The following is a 15827-nucleotide window of genomic DNA, read 5'->3' on the forward strand; positions in this document are numbered from 1 at the left end:
CCTTAGCACGAGCGCTAGTTTGTATCGGCCACCCGCGCTAAGGCTAGGGCGGGTAGCACTATTTGCGGATCAGCGACAGCGCATCCCGTACTGTCATGGTAGGCAGTATACTTGCAAAGCCTAGCTGTTTTTGAACCGCTGGCGCAACGTAAGTTACCCGGCGACGTGCCTCTATCAGTGCACTGACTCTCTTATACTCATCATTACGCGCTTGATCTAAGGAGTTTCCGGTTGCAACAGTATTGCTGCCATCGGACTTAAAGTAATAATCACCGATGATTTTATCCAACGCAGAAAAATCAGACGGGTAAGCTGCACAAATTTTTAACAACAAATCGTAATCTTCTTCCCAACTCAGTGATGTGTCAAAACGCAGCGTAGTGGGGCCGATCTTCGACCTGTCAATCAAATACGAATGTATCGGGCAAAAATTGGCCCGGAACAAATCGCGCAAATCATGGCCGTGGAATGGCGCGACAGCCCGTTTTACCGAGCGGATAAACTGCGGAAAAATATCCACTTTCAGTAGTCGAACCGAGGCAAAGGAGATCGCAGCCTGGCTCGCTTGCATTCTGAGCGCCAAGATAGAATACGCTTCCGGATATAGCACATCGTCATAGTCAAGAAATGCGACATATTGCCCTGTCGCAGCAGCTAGACCTAAATTAAGTAACTCGGTTCTGGCATCACGCACCGAGGAATCGGTTAAATTTTCAATTTGCAGACTTGGTGCATTGGGCAAGTTCAGCATTGGCGCCAGCGAAGCCTTTACCGCAGCAAGCTGCTCTAGGGTGAACCTTTGAACTGCCAAAATAATATTTAATGGCCGATACGTTTGTCCCAGCAAGGAAAACACACAACGATTAAGTTCAGCCAGGCGACTGAAATCATGGAAACGCACGATACAATCAATTTGATGTTCAAGCATAGTAAAAATTCATAAAAATTTGTTTCTAACACGCCTAATGGCGTAAATATGTCCAGTTTTTATGTTCCATAGTCGCCCCGCGTGGACAAGGGGGACATGGAACATAGCCAAAGGTTTTTCCCTTACTTCGCTTACCAGCGCGGCAAGGAGAAACTGAATTGATGGGAAAAATCAGCATACCTACGCCACTCTTCGGGAACTTGCTCCGGAGAACCCTCCGGAATAGAAAATCCCTGCGCACTCAGATGACGTATGACATCTTGCTCAAACTCAACTGAACCCCACTTCCTGGCCAACAAAAGCGCCGATTCAAAGATCATTTTTAAGGTAGCCGGGCGCATCTCACGATTCGTCACTGCATGCAAAAACAGTGCGCGAGGACAAGTCTTGAGGGCATAACCTTTCGCACGGGCACGCCAAGACAAATCCACATCTTCACAATACATAAAAAAATTATCATCAAACCCGCCGAGATCTTCAAATGCTGCTTTCGGAATCACCAGACAAGCGCCAGAAACCCAAGGAGTATCAAGCGTATGCTCATCATAAGGCTTCGGATGCTCAGAAGGAAACTGCAGAGCCTCGATAATTGCCCTGCCCGAAGCGGCCTGCATCATTTGCATCAATGCTTTCACCGCATCTGGATGTAAAGCTCCGTCTGGGTTAATCGCAATATACGTGTCAAAACCCTCGGCAAATGCAGTTCGCATCAATTGATTATGTCCCGCTCCGAAACCTATGTTTCCCCGGGTCTCCTGACGCTGCACGAAGTCATTTGCAACTATACAAGAGCTGGTATCGGATCCGTTATCGAGCACAAACAATTTACCATTTGCGGCAAGGCCGGCGGTTTCAAGTGAGCACCTTGCCGCAGCGACCGCAAACCTTAATTCATGCTCCGGATTATTATAGGTCAGCAAGCCAATGGCGACGCGGGAGTTCGGATTGACAGGCAAATGAACTCCCAGCATCCGGTCACGCACATAATTAAACAAACTATCACTAGTCAGCGCCACCGGAGCGGGATGGGTTTGGCGTGGTTTCACCCCCTGTGGATGAAGTAACTTAAAACCATATTTCCCTGAGAATTCCTGCAACTCCTGCGCATTTTCCAGTTCAATAATGGCCGGTGTATGGTCAAAAATTTCTGGACGGGCAATTTTCATCCAGTCAAAGCCGGCATGCTCACAAATGTGGAAAAAAATGCGCTCGACAGCATGCGCAAGTGTTCCGTCGGTCTGCCCAGACTCTGCATCAAACTGCGTCAATTCTAGTTGTAAGTTCAGTAGTGGCTGCAATGCAGTCGATCGTACCCAGAACATTGAACCGGAAGGAAAATCCAGAGGATCATCTTGCTGTAGCAAAAAACCCATCTTGTTGGCCAGATCCTTGGCAAACTTAAAATTCCCACCCCAATTGGTCCAATGACGCATAGGTTCAAAATGTTGCGAAGAAATCAGCCCTAATTGTGGGTTCGTCTCAAAAGCGTATAAAACGCTCTGTACAACGGCTGGCGTGCCAATGAGACTTTCTAAAAGAAAATGCCGCCACGGCGATAAAACGCTTGCATGATGCGAGCGTTTCCCATGCAGGCAGAGCACATAGTCATAATTTTGATAAACATCCCTAAAAGTAATTATTTTGGGGGCAATATCACGCCCTCTATTTGCGACCACGCGAACCTCAACCGTGCCTTTGCTCCAGCTTTTAAAAGCCTTTGAAATAACCTCAGCCTTAAACTCATCAGTGGTTGAGATATAAATATCCATCGCAAGCGGACTATTCGACAGATACGAGTGAAACTCTGTGGCAAGATCTTCATAGAAAAGATGTATAACAGCAGCCAGTTTGATCTTGCCAGCATTTTCTATACTGTCATTCCCGACAAACTTAAAGGGAACAGAAGCGCTGTAATCGATCTCTATCACGCGAGCTGCCTCCGGTACAGCCGCAGCCTGTATCGTCCTTAACTTTTCGTCAATAAATGTGAGTGCTTTACCTGGTTTACCGAACCATGTCGCAGCGCTTCTGCGAATCAGACGACTAAGTTCGGGCCAGCCTTTAGACGGACCAAGCATGCACAATTTGGCCACGACATAAGAGCGAAACAAAAATGTCCGAATCACTTGTTTGAAGGTCAGCGGAACTCGCCGGGACACATAACGAAGCGGGGCAGTCACTCGCCAGCTACTGGTCTGCAAAATCGCATGCAAGGCATCTTGAGTACGGTGCAACTCCTCTTGCAAGTGTCGCTGTTCCTCACGCAAATGCTGTACCGTAAGTCCGTGAGACTCAATCACTTTATTCGCGGCAATTTCCTGCGCTGCAGTACGCTGGTTTAAATGTTCAATTTCGGCATTCAGACACTGCTGCAGAACCAAATTTTCCTCATTGCGCTGGCTCAATTGCGCAATTTCAGTATGGCTTTTATCACACTGAACTTCAAGCGCCTTTGCATGATCCTGAATCGTGACTATGCTACGCTTAGCAAATTCAAACTGACGCTGCGTTTCGCGCAAGGCATCTGATCTGCTATCATTCGTGAACTTGGAGGCACCCAAAACAAATTGAAATGCCATGGCATTAGGAATACGCTGAATTTGTTCACGTATCTCCTCCGGAATCTCTTTCCAATAATGGGCAAATTCAGGATGGTCCGTGCCTGCATCAACTGCATCAAAATGATCAATCGAAAAATCTTCCTGGACTAGGACTTCGCGCAAACTTCTTTCGGTAAAAAAATGTATGTGAGTCCGATCCAGCAAGCCGGTATCACGATATCGAAAATCTCCTTGCATCAAACTGGCAATCACTCCACCGTGCGCGATATTTGGAGTTGACACGACTAACATGCCGTCATCGCTCAGCAGGCGACGTAATTGTCCGATACAGGCACGGGGCTCACGCAAATGTTCCAAAACATCGGCAACAACAACGACATCGAATTTAGTCTGCTTATTTAAGATTTCCGGCCAATTCGCATCATCCAGATTGACCTCGTAAACCACCTCACAAAATTCCCGCGCTGCACCGGCAGCAATGGGATCCATCTCCAACCCGATAACCTGACAACCATGTGATCGAAAAACCTTAGACATGTGTCCCGACGAACAGCCTAACTCAAGTACCCGTTTATCGTATCCAACCAAACGCACTACACGTGCGGCAATACTCTCAGAATTGGCATCAAACTCGTAGTCATATCGACTCATTATTTCAAATCTTTCATTCGTTTTTCTGATTAAATATCATCAAATTTTTACGTCTTTGCCGCAGTTCCAGATCGCATTTGTTAGATTTATACACCTGCATCGCTAGCGGCGATCGAATAATTCAACTCATTACTAGATATTTTTTCCCCCGCCGTATAATTGGTTTCTCAATTAAGCAAGAAGACAAAAAAGCAAGGATAAAAGTGATCGCTGACCCAACCACTAAAATAGTTAAGTTGGTAAATTTCAGCGTAGTCATCAGTGCATATACGGGATAATGCCAAAGATAAAGGCCATAAGAAATACCGCCAATCCAAACAAATAATTTATTCGAAAGTATATTTTTCAAAAAACTATTTTCAACCAAACGTATATTCAGAATAATACTGCAAACGAGAATTTCAATGGCCGGCATACCCCAATAGTAGAACGACAACTCACGCCAGTCTGCCACTGCACTGATCCAGAGCAGCAACAACGCACTAACTGGTGCTATATATTTCAACACCAACGCGATTTTTTTTTGATAAAAAGTAACGAGGTTTGACCTTAAAAGCACTGCCAAAAGACTGCCGGATAACAGCATATCCATTCTGGTATCGAGTCCGTTATATAAGCGCTCAAACGAAGTGCCATTCAACGCAAGATAAATTCTGCTTCCCCACAGTCCCACGATCAAGCCTAGAAGCACCAGGTGGCATCTGGAGCGACTAGTTTTTAACACGCCGGCAAATACAAGGGGCCAAATAAAATAGAACTGTGCCTCCAGCGACAGCGACCAAGTGTGCCCAAGGTAAGTAGGTGGGTGTAAGGAAAATGCCCTAGCCCAGTTACTGACATTCAACAGGCTAATCAACACATCTATAAACTGATCCTTGCGATCAACACCACTTAGAAAAACAGAACTGAGAATAGCTACCGCACTTAATAATAACAACAACGCGGGAGCTAATCTTAAAAATCGCCGAAAATAAAATTCATTGAGCGTGATTGTATTATTTTCGTCGAATTCTTCTAACAAAAGTACGGTTATTAAGAAACCACTTAATACAAAAAAAATATCAACACCAATAAAACCGCCTTTGAGTATGGCAAGATTTGAGTGAAAAACCATCACCAACAGTATTGCGATTCCCCGCATCCCGTCGAGTTCAGGTATGCGCGTCGTTGACGCACCAAGGTAGGGAATACTATGAGTCATGCTTAAATAAATTGAGAAAAATGGTCAGATATCTGCCATGAATTCTATCTTCTGCATCGGCACCCCAACCAAACCGGTGACGACAGATGAGGACTCAGACTGCAAAATCATTGCATCATTAATCCAGTCGAGCGGGGTATGCTCTTGGTTGCTACCTGCAGCAACCGCAACGCAAACTGAATATTCCCCCTTAAGCAAAATTGGCATAATAAAGTGAAATTCAGCAGTCACATTCGTGTCCGCTTTAACATCTAAAGGGGCATCGTAATAGGTTAAATAAGTATTATCCCCGAACAATATTTGCCCTAAGCGATCTTTAATATAAAAACCGATGATTGGCGAAAAAATATTCTGATTAATATGTGCACGAACAACGAAGACCACAGGCTCTCCACCAATGATCCAATTCATCGAGGAACCTTCTTCACTAAAAAATTCTATTGATAAAATTTGCGCTTCTTTAGTGCCGAATCTGGACACACTCTGATCAAACTCAATGACTTTAATATCATTGCGCAAATTACTACGATTAATCCAATCAAGACGGGCATCTTTGCGTTCAAGATTTGAGGTGAATTTTGGGGCTTGCCGACGCATCTTGACTTCATGAGCCGGATTGGCACCCGCCGTGGTCTCGTAAAATGCCTGTAAGTAATTTTCTGAAACTTCTTTTGCTGTACCACATCCCTGCAAATTTCCCTTCTCCAACCATAGAGCACGCTGGCAAATGCTTTTAACCGCAGCGGTATCATGACTGACGAAAAGAATAGAGCCTTTTTCCATGAAGCTCCTCAAGAAACGCATGCATTTCTGAGTGAAAAATGCATCACCAACTGCAAGTGCTTCGTCGATCACTAAAATATCTGCATCAACATGCGCGATGACAGCAAAAGCGAGCCGTACAAACATTCCACTTGAATATGTTTTAACAGGCTGCTCTATAAATTCACCAATATCGGCAAATTCGATTATCGATTCCAGACGATCATCAACCTCCTGCTTGCTCAAGCCTAGCAACTGACCATTCATGTAGATATTTTCACGGCCTGAGTAGTCGATATTAAAACCAGAGCCTAATTCCAACAGTGCAGCAACACGTCCATTGACCTCAACTTCGCCAGTAGTCGGGTTCAAAATTCCGCATAATATCTGTAATAAAGTGCTTTTTCCAGAGCCGTTACGACCAATAATACCGATGGTTTCGCCTTTTCTTAATTCAAAACTAATCTGGTGCAAAGCCCAATACTGCTTGGCACACGCAATCGAGCGTTGTTGAAGAACGGAGCGCCATGTTTTCACGGGGCACAGACTTGCCGCCAAGCCAAACAATCCCTGCATCAACCTGTCATTTGGCTTTTCATAAATCTGAAAACATTTGCCAATATTTGTTGCTTTTATTGCGAACTCAGAGGACATCAGCAAATCCCCTACGTGTTTTTTGAAAACAAACAAATCCTAACCAGGCAATTAAGGCAGAGGTCATAGTATAGATACTCCACGCACTCCAGTCTGGAGAGAGACCCCATATTTGCACGTTACGCGCCTGCTCAATAGGAAACACCAGCGGGTTAAGCTTGGCCACGTCCTGCCAACGAACAGGGATAGCGGAAAGAGGAAAAAAAATAGGTGACAAAAACATTAATCCAGTAACAAAAAGCCCAATAGTTTGACCAACATCACGTAAAAATACGCCTATCGCAGATAAAATCCAGCAAAGTCCAAGAGAAAACAATACTAATGGAAATATCACAAGAGGCAAAAACACAATCGTCATTGGCACGTATCCAGTTATTAATAACTGGAAAACCAGCAACACGGACAAGCTAAGCATCATATGAAACAAGGACGATAAAATCGTCACACAAGCAAGTATCTCAAGAGGAAATACTATCTTCTTCACAAAATTAACGTTAACCAAGATGAGTGCCGGAGCACGCGTAACGTTTTCTGCGAAAAAGTTAAATACAATTAAGCCAGCAAATAATATAATCGCGAATTCTGTTTTTGAGGCACTCGCGGAATTCCAACGCGCCTGAAATATTTCACTAAATACAAATGTGTAAATTGTCAGCATAAATACTGGCGTCAGGACTGACCACAGGACACCAAGCTTCGATCCTTTGTACTTTCCCAATGCATCGCGCTTAGCAAGATCGGCAATCAACTGTCGATGTTGCCACAATGAGCGCAAGAGACGAACAGGTGAGAGAGAATATTTCGTCATCTTATCAATTTTCCATATCTAAAAAACAATTTTCTGCGTATTTAGTGCGCTGAATTATAACTCAAAAGTCGCATCATCATAAGGCTTGCGCTCTGGAACAGGAGTACCAAATTTAACCAACACATAAATTTAGTCTGCTAAAGGTTGGGTACAATTGCATTAGAGTGACGGTGCTTACACGCAAGAAAAAACGAAACATTCAACAAGCTTTTTCCTAGCACCAGATTAAGCAGTTTCATCGAAAAGCAAAACAATAGGCAGAAATTGCATGCCGCCAATGCATAGGGACGAGCGTCCAACGTGGTCACATCGTCTGCGCTATTTTTCATCAATGAGTTTGAGTGGCGAAGAAAAGCAAACCGGCGAAACGTTGCGCCCATAAAAGATGGACCGCTTGAGGAATTTTCACCGCAACAACTAAAAAATAGGCTGATCAATATACATGTTACATAAACCAGTGTTACTACAAAATAATGTATTTTTCGTATGTCGCGTGTAGGTTGGTATAATATAGCCAGAAAAAAATGCGTCAACTAATGCGCTTTGAAATATTTTATTATTGCGTCGACTTAGAGGTAATTTATACGGAGACTTTTTGAACGATCAGCAACAAAAATTAGTGTCAAAAGTCACAGTGGTGGTGGTTAACTGGAACGGTGAGCAGTTTCTGGAGCAATGCTTGAACGCTTTGCTTTATCAGACCTATACGCCTCACGAAATTATCCTTGTTGATAATGCTAGTACAGATCAATCCTTAGCGATAGCGCGTCGATTTCCATCTGTGCGTTTGCTTGCATTAGAGAGTAATACTGGGTTTGCTGTTGCCAATAATGTGGCGATAGCAGCGGCTTCTACCGATTCTGAATGGATAGCGCTGATTAATCCGGATGCCTTTGCGACACCACATTGGCTGGAAGAATTGATGGCCGCTACCATCGCCAATCCGCGTTTCGATGTATTTGGCAGTAAGTTAATCAATGCTAATCATCCTACCTTGCTCGATGGTGCGGGAGATGTCTACCATATGAGTGGCTTAGTGTGGCGCATGGGGCACGGCGCGGTATTGCCTACCGAAGTCGAAGCTGTACATGAAGTGTTCTCGCCTTGCGCCGGCGCCGCGCTATATCGACGCAGTGTTTTGCGTGAGACTGGTGGATTTGATGAAGATTATTTTTGCTATGTAGAAGACGTCGATCTTGGTTTCCGCCTACGTTTAGCCGGTTACCGCTGTCTATATGTGCCTGAGTCTGTGGCTCATCATATTGGGTCCGGTACTACCGGTGGTCAGCATAGCGCTTTCGCTCTATATCATGGTCATCGTAATCTAGTCTGGACTTTTGTAAAAAATATGCCAGGCATTTTGTTTTGGTTACTCTTGCCTCTGCATGTTGCTCTAAATTTAGTAAGTATTATTTTATTTTCTTTTAGAGGCCATGGAAAAATCATACTCCGGGCCAAGCGAGATGCTTGTCTGGGACTGCCTGAAATGTGGCGTAAACGACGTCACATACAAAAAAATAGAGTGGTTACAATTGGCGCGATATGGCGACAATTAGATAAGCGTTTACGCCCGAGTAAGTGCTCTCGCGTACAACATTAAGAATTGCTAGATACTGTTATTCGCGCAGCTAGTTCCAGTTATTATAAACCAGCAAATTTCCACTTTAAATCCCATGACAAAAATCATCTCCGCCAATCTTAATGGCATACGTTCCGCTGCTAAAAAAGGTTTCTTTGAGTGGTTTGAAAAAGAGTCTGCCGACTTTGTTTGTGTGCAGGAGTTGAAGGCACAAGAGGCAGATATGACTCCTGACTTTTTGACGCCACATGGGTATCACGGGCATTTTCATTATGCTGAAAAGAAGGGTTATTCGGGTGCCGGCGTGTATAGCCGTAGCAAGCCCGATGCCGTGCATATCGGTTTTGGCAGCCCTGAGTTTGATGCCGAGGGGCGCTATGTGCGCTGCGATTTTGGTAATTTGTCGGTGATCTCGGTGTATTGCCCGTCCGGCTCTTCGTCGCCAGAACGGCAAGAGGCGAAGTTCCGGTTTATGGAATTGTTCATGCCGCATCTGGCGGGCTTGATTGCCGAGGGGCGCGAGTTGGTGATTTGTGGCGACTGGAATATCGCACACAAAGAAATCGATTTAAAGAACTGGAAGAGTAATCAGAAAAACTCCGGCTTTTTGCCGGAAGAACGGGCCTGGATGACGGGCTTGTTTGATGATCTGGGCTGGGTCGATGTGTATCGCCAGCTGCATCCTGAGACTACCAGTGAGGCGTATACCTGGTGGAGCAATCGCGGCCAGGCCTGGGCGAATAATGTCGGTTGGCGCATCGATTACCATGTCGCCACTAAAGGCATCGCCGGCACCGCGCAATCTGCCTCTATCTACAAAGAGCAACGCTTTAGCGATCATGCGCCCTTGATTATCAAGTACGCTTAATTTCACTCAATTATAGATACTCCCCCTAGTAAATTTTGATTGCGCATATAGATAGTGCGCAAATGACATAGTTTTTTTTGAAAATAGGGGGAGTATCTGATTTTTCAGCCCCCCATCATCGCTTTAAGGGTTTAATCGAGGCGTTGCACTCTATCGGTTTTCAGTCCGGTTAAATCTGCGCCCTGCGCGTGCATGTAGTGCTCAAACGCTTCCAGGTCGCGCCCTAGCACTCTGCGCTCAGTACCTTGTCTGAAGACCGTAAAACCATCGCCACCGTCCGCCAGAAAGCTATTTACCACCACCGTATATTGTTTCTGAATATCCAAGGGTTGGCCATGCAGGCGCACATCTTGCAGCATGTTTGCCGGCTCGGCGCCGAATTTCCAACGATAGCTAAAACCATCCGAGACAAACAGTTTTTTCGGAGCGGCCTTGCTGCCGCCCTGCCATTGTTGCTGCAGTAAGGCGAGGATTTGTTCGCCATTCAATCGCATACTGATCAGCGTATTTCCAAATGGCTGTACCGCGTAAATGTCGCCGTAGTTAATCTCCGCTGGCTGACCTTGCTTGCCTAAGGCCAGATCGCTACGTATGCCGCCCGCGTTCATCATGGCAAAATCGGCATTGCCTACGCTTTTTGCAAATTTCAGTTGGGCATCGGCGATCACATTGCCCAGGCTGCTGTCAAATTGGCCTGGTTCACTGGCGCGTGTCAGTGCTGCGCTCAGACGCGTGACCGGACGGGTGCGCACCATTGCGGTCAGGCTAGCGACCTGAGTCAACAATTGCTGAGCCTCAGGGTCGGCGCTGAGCTTGCTTTGCTCTATCAGATGATTACTCGCCACTGCCTTGATCACTTGCTGGCTGCTGCGGTCTATAGTTAAGGTGGTCTCGGTCAGGTAAGCACCATAGCTGCGCGCCTGCACCAGCAGACGGCCATCGATCTTGCAGGTGTAGCCTTGATGGGTATGGCCGGAGACCACCAGACTGATCGCCTTGTCGAGTTTTTTACTGATGGCGATAATAGGCCCCTGCAAACCCTCACAGGCATAACTAGCGTCATTCGCAGCGCCCTGATAACTAGCACCTTCATGTATCAAGAGCACGATGGCCGCCACACCCTGGCGCTGGATCTCGGGCACATAGCGGTTGATGGTGTTCGCCTCTTCTTCAAATTGCAAATCCTTGACCCCATCACCGGCCACCAGATTCGGGGTATCCGAGGTGAGCGCGCCGATAAATGCGACTTTAAATTCACCCACCTGGCGTATCACATAAGGTTTCACCCATGTCTGCCCATCCGATTTATTGATGACATTAGCGGCGATGTAGTCGTACTTGGCACCGCTAAAACCAGGGAAGGCACAGCCGTTGGCCGGGCAGACTCCGGCCAGTTTGGCTTGCAAGGCAGCGCCACCAGCGTCGAACTCGTGATTGCCCAGCGCGGTGACCGACAAACCGAGTTGATTCAAGGCGGCGATCACAGGTTCGTCACGCAACATGGCCGAGGCGATAGGTGAAGCCCCCATCAAATCACCAGCGCCGACCAGAATGCTAGGCCCCACCGCGGCACGACGTTGCTTAAGCATGCTAGCGAAATACGCATAGCCGCCCGCAGCTGTAGGTGCGCCTGCATGTCCGTGTGCATCGTGCACGGGAGCCATGTAAGGCACTGGCTGCTCGGCTTGTAGATTGCCATGAAAATCATTAAAGCTGAAGATGGTAATGTCGGCGCTGCCTTGTTGCTTAGTCGCAGACGCGCAAGAAAACAATAAACTTAGGACGGACAGCAAACTGAAAATTTTTATCGATGACATCATAAATTGCGATCCAAGAGCAGATTAAAAAGGAAAATAAAAAAGCGGCTAGTGTAAACACTAGCCGCTTTTTTAGTAACAACAACTATTAAAATTCATAACGAAGTGTTGCTTGAATCGCCCACTGAGACTCGCCTTTTACTTGTCGAACCTCGGTTGACTCAACCGAACTCTTTACATTGTAGATGTAACGTCCAGAAGAATCGATACCGACATAATCGACAAAGCTGCGTGCCGCTCCACCATTACTGCGGAACAATACTTCATTAATGCGACCCCATTTTTTATTAATCAAGTTACCAACATTAAACAGATCCAGAATAAATGCGCCTTTATTTTTGCCAAAAAATCCCGGCAATTCCTGACTCAAACGCAAGTCAAAACTATTGGTCCAAGGCGAGAAGCTATCATTTCGCTTAGTAACGCCACCAGCCGACTTCGCCAACTCAGGCGAAGAATTTACAATATCCCAAAAACGCTGTTCGTTAGCGTGATTAGTCGCAGTATCACCCAAAAACACGACTTGATTCGACCCCATTGCTGATGGAATATACATTAAATCATTTCCACCAACGCCGTCACCATTCAAATCGTTCTTGATCGTCCAGCTGTAGGGTTTACCGGAACGACCTTCATAAAACATACCAAAAGTCGTTTTAAAATTACTAATTAGATTTTTCTGCCAAGTCAGAGTCAAATTAATACGATCCTTAACCAAAGCGGCCGAATTTGCAGCAACCTGTTCATTAGGATTGAATGATGAGCGTGCTGCCCAATTGGAATTTGAGACAGAAGACGTTAGCGGACTTACCTCAGTCGCATCGGTGTAGGTATAGGCCATAGACCAACCCAGACCAGATTTTTGCGGGCTACTCAAAGACACTGTTCCCAAATTGCCGCCACCCTCATCAGTTTTAGCAGCGACCAGCACGTTATTGAACTTTGGATTGCTGAGGGCTTTCGCACGGAAACCGGAACAAACTCCACTCGACAAACTACTTCCTGTGGTAGTCCAACAAGCAGGGTTATATCCTTGCGAGGTGTAAAACAAATCGCGACCATCTGTCCCTTGTTTAGTTGGAGCACCCAAATTCATATGTTCATAATAAATACCGACTTTATTTTTTGTGTACAAATACTCGGCCCCTAATACCAATCCAAACCAAGGCAACTCGTGCTCAAAAGCCAAGTTAGCTTTCCAGACCGCTGGTTGCCCTAAGCCAGGTTGTAAAAAATCGACGTTCGCTGCTGGCGTAGCACCGATAAAATTCGTCGGTTGCTTGCTTGGATCTGGGTTAAACGTACCATCGGTTCCTGGGCAAGCCGAGAACCCTGAGGTACCGCAGCCGATAATACGAGTTGCAACACCAGTATTTGAGAATGGGTTAGATAACCATACATTCGCTGCCGCACCTTGGAATAAGCCAACGCCCCCGCGGAGTTGAGTGGCTCGCTCGGCATCAAAAGTATAGTTGAAACCAATACGAGGCTGATAGAGATCTTCACCGTCAACCGTTTGTGTATTATCCATGCCAAAACCACCCGATTGACGAGTATTGGTTGCGGCATTACCGGCCACCATAGGTGCCGCTGCAGCAGCATTGGCTAAAGGTTTGTCATCCATACGCGGGGCGTCGAGTCGTACGCCATACATCAGGGTCAAATTTTTATTGACTTTCCAAGTATCTTGCAGAAATGCACCGTAATTTTTCAGACTAAATTCCGCGATCGCGTTCGAAAATGTGCCGCCTGCGACTGGTACTTGAACCTGAAAACTATTTGGACGACCACGACTAAAGTTCTCTAGCATCGCAGCTTCAACTTGCGCTGCGCTTGCCTTCGCACAGTCAATCGCGCCAAAACTATAAGTCAAGGTCGTTGTACTGTTACTACATCCGAAGGTGTAATTTCCATTTACATTTTGCAAGAATGCATTGTAAACATCATTTTTGCTGTAATCGCCGCCAAATTTAAGTTCATGCGAACCCAATATTAAATTGGCCCCGAAATACGCATCGATAGTCTTGGTTTCAAGAATATTATTCTGGCGACTTTGTTCTGTTCCAAAATTCAAGAAACGTGTCCCACTAGGTATCGTGCTTGGTGCTCCGGCTGGTAAAGCTCCGGCAACCGCGAAACTCATCGCCGGCAGATTAGAATTATTGCTCGGAACGCTATTGTAATTACGCGAAGAAACCTTCAATTCCGTCGATAAAATTGATGACCAGTCAGCAAACCATTGCGCCACAGTGGTTTCTATCGTCTTAGCCTGGGTATACCATTGCGAATTCAAAGACAAACCAGTTGAATTAATGTTCGGGAATTGTGGCTCAGTCTGCTCGGTTTTAGAATAACGAACACTAGCACGATGATCATCGTTAATGTTCCAATCGACTTTTAGCAGTGCATCCTTGACCACAAGCTTAGTTCCGTCAGGAACATCAGAACTACCAATATCCATTGCATATTTCGTCTTCGCAATGGTTTGCGAACCGGTGATCAAAGAGGGCGTAATACCCACATTGGTCTGCATACTTCCAATTGGTCCGAAAGAAGGTGCAGCACGGGTGCTATTCAATTCCTCTAAACTTGCAAAGAAAAATAGTTTATCTTTAATTAGCGGCCCACCAGCAGTAACGCCTTTAACATTTTCCTGGAAGGTTGGTGCATCGTAATAAGTATCAGTTGTTGCGTTATATCGCTGCCCTACCAATTTATCATTGCGAAAAACGTAATAGACGCTGCCTTTGAATTCATTCGTTCCTGACTTGGTTACCGCATTGATATTCGCGCCGGTATACCCTTTTTGTGTCACGTCATAATTAGACACATTCACTTGTACGGACTGAATCGCATCGATAGAAATCGGCTGCTTGGCCGTCGGCAATCCATTTGATTCCAGACCAAAAGTATCGTTAATAGCAACGCCATCGATCGTAATCGAGTTGAAGCGAGAGTTTTGACCGCCAGCAGAAATCTCACCACGTTCTTTATCCGTTTGAGAAATACGCGGATCGGTACGGGCGTAATCAGCCAGATTGCGTTGTATCGAGCCTAAAGCGGCAAGTTCTCTTGATCCGATATTGGTACCGGCACCCATATTACTTTTGTTAAACTTATCTGACCGTCCAGTTGAACCGGTAACCTCAACTACCTGAACTGCAACCTCACCTATCTTCGCGTCAACGTTCGCCGTTTCAGCCAGTTGCACATAGACGCCCTCCCGTTTTTCGCTCACACCATCACGCGTAATCGTAATGGTATACGGCCCCCCCACCCTCAGACCTCTCGCGGTGTAGCGACCTTGTGCGTCGGTTAAGGTGTTATTTACGGAGCCAGACTCGGTATGAACGATAGTGACTTTAGCACCATTGACTGGCATCCCGTCATTACCTGTAATGAGTCCACTAATGCCCGAAGTCGTATTTTGGGATAAGGCTGAGGCTGATGAAAGTGCGAGAGCCAGACTCAAAGTGAGTTTAGTTAGTCGAAATTGTCTGTGCTTAATCAAGGTAGTGACTCCAAAAAAAGGTGGGGCTGTAGTTAAAATCAAAATTAAAGAATACTTACTATCAATTACTAATCTATATTTACAGACGAACTAATGATTACTATTTATAAATTTTCCGGCGGTTGCTATTTTTTAAAAAAATCACAATGTAACCATTATGATAATTAAAATAGAAAATTGCTCTCGCTTATACCGCTCATAAAAAATCTCACTAACAATTTCAAATCGTTGCATATATACAACAAAATGAACGAGCGTGAGATATTTTCAAGCACTTAAAATATGAAATTATGTTTCCGCAAACGATTGCTAGTTACTTCAAAAAAATAGTTTTATTTGCGCAAACGATTGCTATTGAAACTCAAAAAAATAGGCGCCTCTATGACAACACCTATATTTATACGAATTTTTCTGAATTTTTACTGACTAGCGATCTGTCTTGCCTTACCAGCTATATGACAAATGTAACACAGTGTAAAACTTAGTT

At 45.4% G+C, this 15827-nt stretch carries 9 protein-coding genes; 2 read left to right on the plus strand and 7 right to left on the minus strand.

Annotated elements, in window-relative coordinates:
- Window positions 1-58: 58 nt before the first annotated feature.
- From ACO0K8_RS10050 to ACO0K8_RS10070, 5 genes are all read right to left on the minus strand, one after another.
- Window positions 59-928, minus strand: coding sequence for a glycosyltransferase (locus ACO0K8_RS10050; RefSeq protein WP_422946508.1), 870 nt, complete (start codon window positions 926-928; stop codon window positions 59-61).
- A gap of 131 nt (window positions 929-1059) precedes the next feature.
- Window positions 1060-4140 (minus strand): rhamnan synthesis F family protein, encoded by a 3081-nt coding sequence (locus ACO0K8_RS10055; RefSeq protein WP_422946509.1) that lies wholly within the window; start codon window positions 4138-4140, stop codon window positions 1060-1062.
- 121 nt (window positions 4141-4261) lie between these two features.
- Window positions 4262-5341 carry an acyltransferase family protein gene (locus ACO0K8_RS10060; protein ID WP_422946510.1) on the minus strand — a complete coding sequence of 360 codons (1080 nt, stop codon included), beginning with the start codon at window positions 5339-5341 and terminating at the stop codon, window positions 4262-4264.
- Between the two features lie 24 nt (window positions 5342-5365).
- On the minus strand, window positions 5366-6757 hold the full coding sequence (locus tag ACO0K8_RS10065; protein WP_422946511.1) for an ABC transporter ATP-binding protein: 1392 nt from the start codon (window positions 6755-6757) through the stop codon (window positions 5366-5368).
- Window positions 6747-7565 carry an ABC transporter permease gene (locus tag ACO0K8_RS10070; RefSeq protein WP_422946512.1) on the minus strand — a complete coding sequence of 273 codons (819 nt, stop codon included), beginning with the start codon at window positions 7563-7565 and terminating at the stop codon, window positions 6747-6749. Before ACO0K8_RS10070 ends, ACO0K8_RS10065 begins: the two co-directional genes overlap by 11 nt.
- A gap of 595 nt (window positions 7566-8160) precedes the next feature.
- On the opposite strand from ACO0K8_RS10070, the gene ACO0K8_RS10075 reads away from it, so the two are divergent.
- Together ACO0K8_RS10075 and ACO0K8_RS10080 are read left to right on the plus strand one after the other, a co-directional pair.
- On the plus strand, window positions 8161-9165 hold the full coding sequence (locus tag ACO0K8_RS10075) for a glycosyltransferase family 2 protein (protein WP_422946513.1): 1005 nt from the start codon (window positions 8161-8163) through the stop codon (window positions 9163-9165).
- A 73-nt stretch (window positions 9166-9238) separates the two neighbouring features.
- Window positions 9239-10012: an exodeoxyribonuclease III gene (locus ACO0K8_RS10080; protein WP_422946514.1), complete on the plus strand. Its 774-nt coding sequence runs from the start codon at window positions 9239-9241 to the stop codon at window positions 10010-10012.
- 131 nt (window positions 10013-10143) lie between these two features.
- Here ACO0K8_RS10080 and ACO0K8_RS10085 read toward each other — a convergent pair whose 3' ends face one another.
- Entirely contained in the window at window positions 10144-11832 is a 1689-nt protein-coding gene (locus ACO0K8_RS10085; RefSeq protein WP_422946515.1) for a bifunctional metallophosphatase/5'-nucleotidase, read from the minus strand.
- 85 nt (window positions 11833-11917) lie between these two features.
- Entirely contained in the window at window positions 11918-15340 is a 3423-nt protein-coding gene (locus ACO0K8_RS10090; RefSeq protein ID WP_422946516.1) for a carboxypeptidase regulatory-like domain-containing protein, read from the minus strand.
- Between the last annotated feature and the right edge of the window lie 487 nt (window positions 15341-15827).

The organism is Undibacterium sp. Ren11W (assembly GCF_049340485.1).
Lineage (GTDB): Bacteria > Pseudomonadota > Gammaproteobacteria > Burkholderiales > Burkholderiaceae_D > Undibacterium.

Excerpts from the sequence above, each read along its gene's own strand:
- ACO0K8_RS10050 (WP_422946508.1), bottom strand. The coding sequence starts at position 928 with ATGCTTGAACATCAAATTGATTGTATCGTGCGTTTCCATGATTTCAGT.
- ACO0K8_RS10055 (WP_422946509.1), bottom strand. The coding sequence starts at position 4,140 with ATGAGTCGATATGACTACGAGTTTGATGCCAATTCTGAGAGTATTGCC.
- ACO0K8_RS10060 (WP_422946510.1), bottom strand. The coding sequence starts at position 5,341 with ATGACTCATAGTATTCCCTACCTTGGTGCGTCAACGACGCGCATACCT.
- ACO0K8_RS10065 (WP_422946511.1), bottom strand. The coding sequence starts at position 6,757 with ATGTCCTCTGAGTTCGCAATAAAAGCAACAAATATTGGCAAATGTTTT.
- ACO0K8_RS10070 (WP_422946512.1), bottom strand. The coding sequence starts at position 7,565 with ATGACGAAATATTCTCTCTCACCTGTTCGTCTCTTGCGCTCATTGTGG.
- ACO0K8_RS10080 (WP_422946514.1), top strand. The coding sequence starts at position 9,239 with ATGACAAAAATCATCTCCGCCAATCTTAATGGCATACGTTCCGCTGCT.
- ACO0K8_RS10085 (WP_422946515.1), bottom strand. The coding sequence starts at position 11,832 with ATGATGTCATCGATAAAAATTTTCAGTTTGCTGTCCGTCCTAAGTTTA.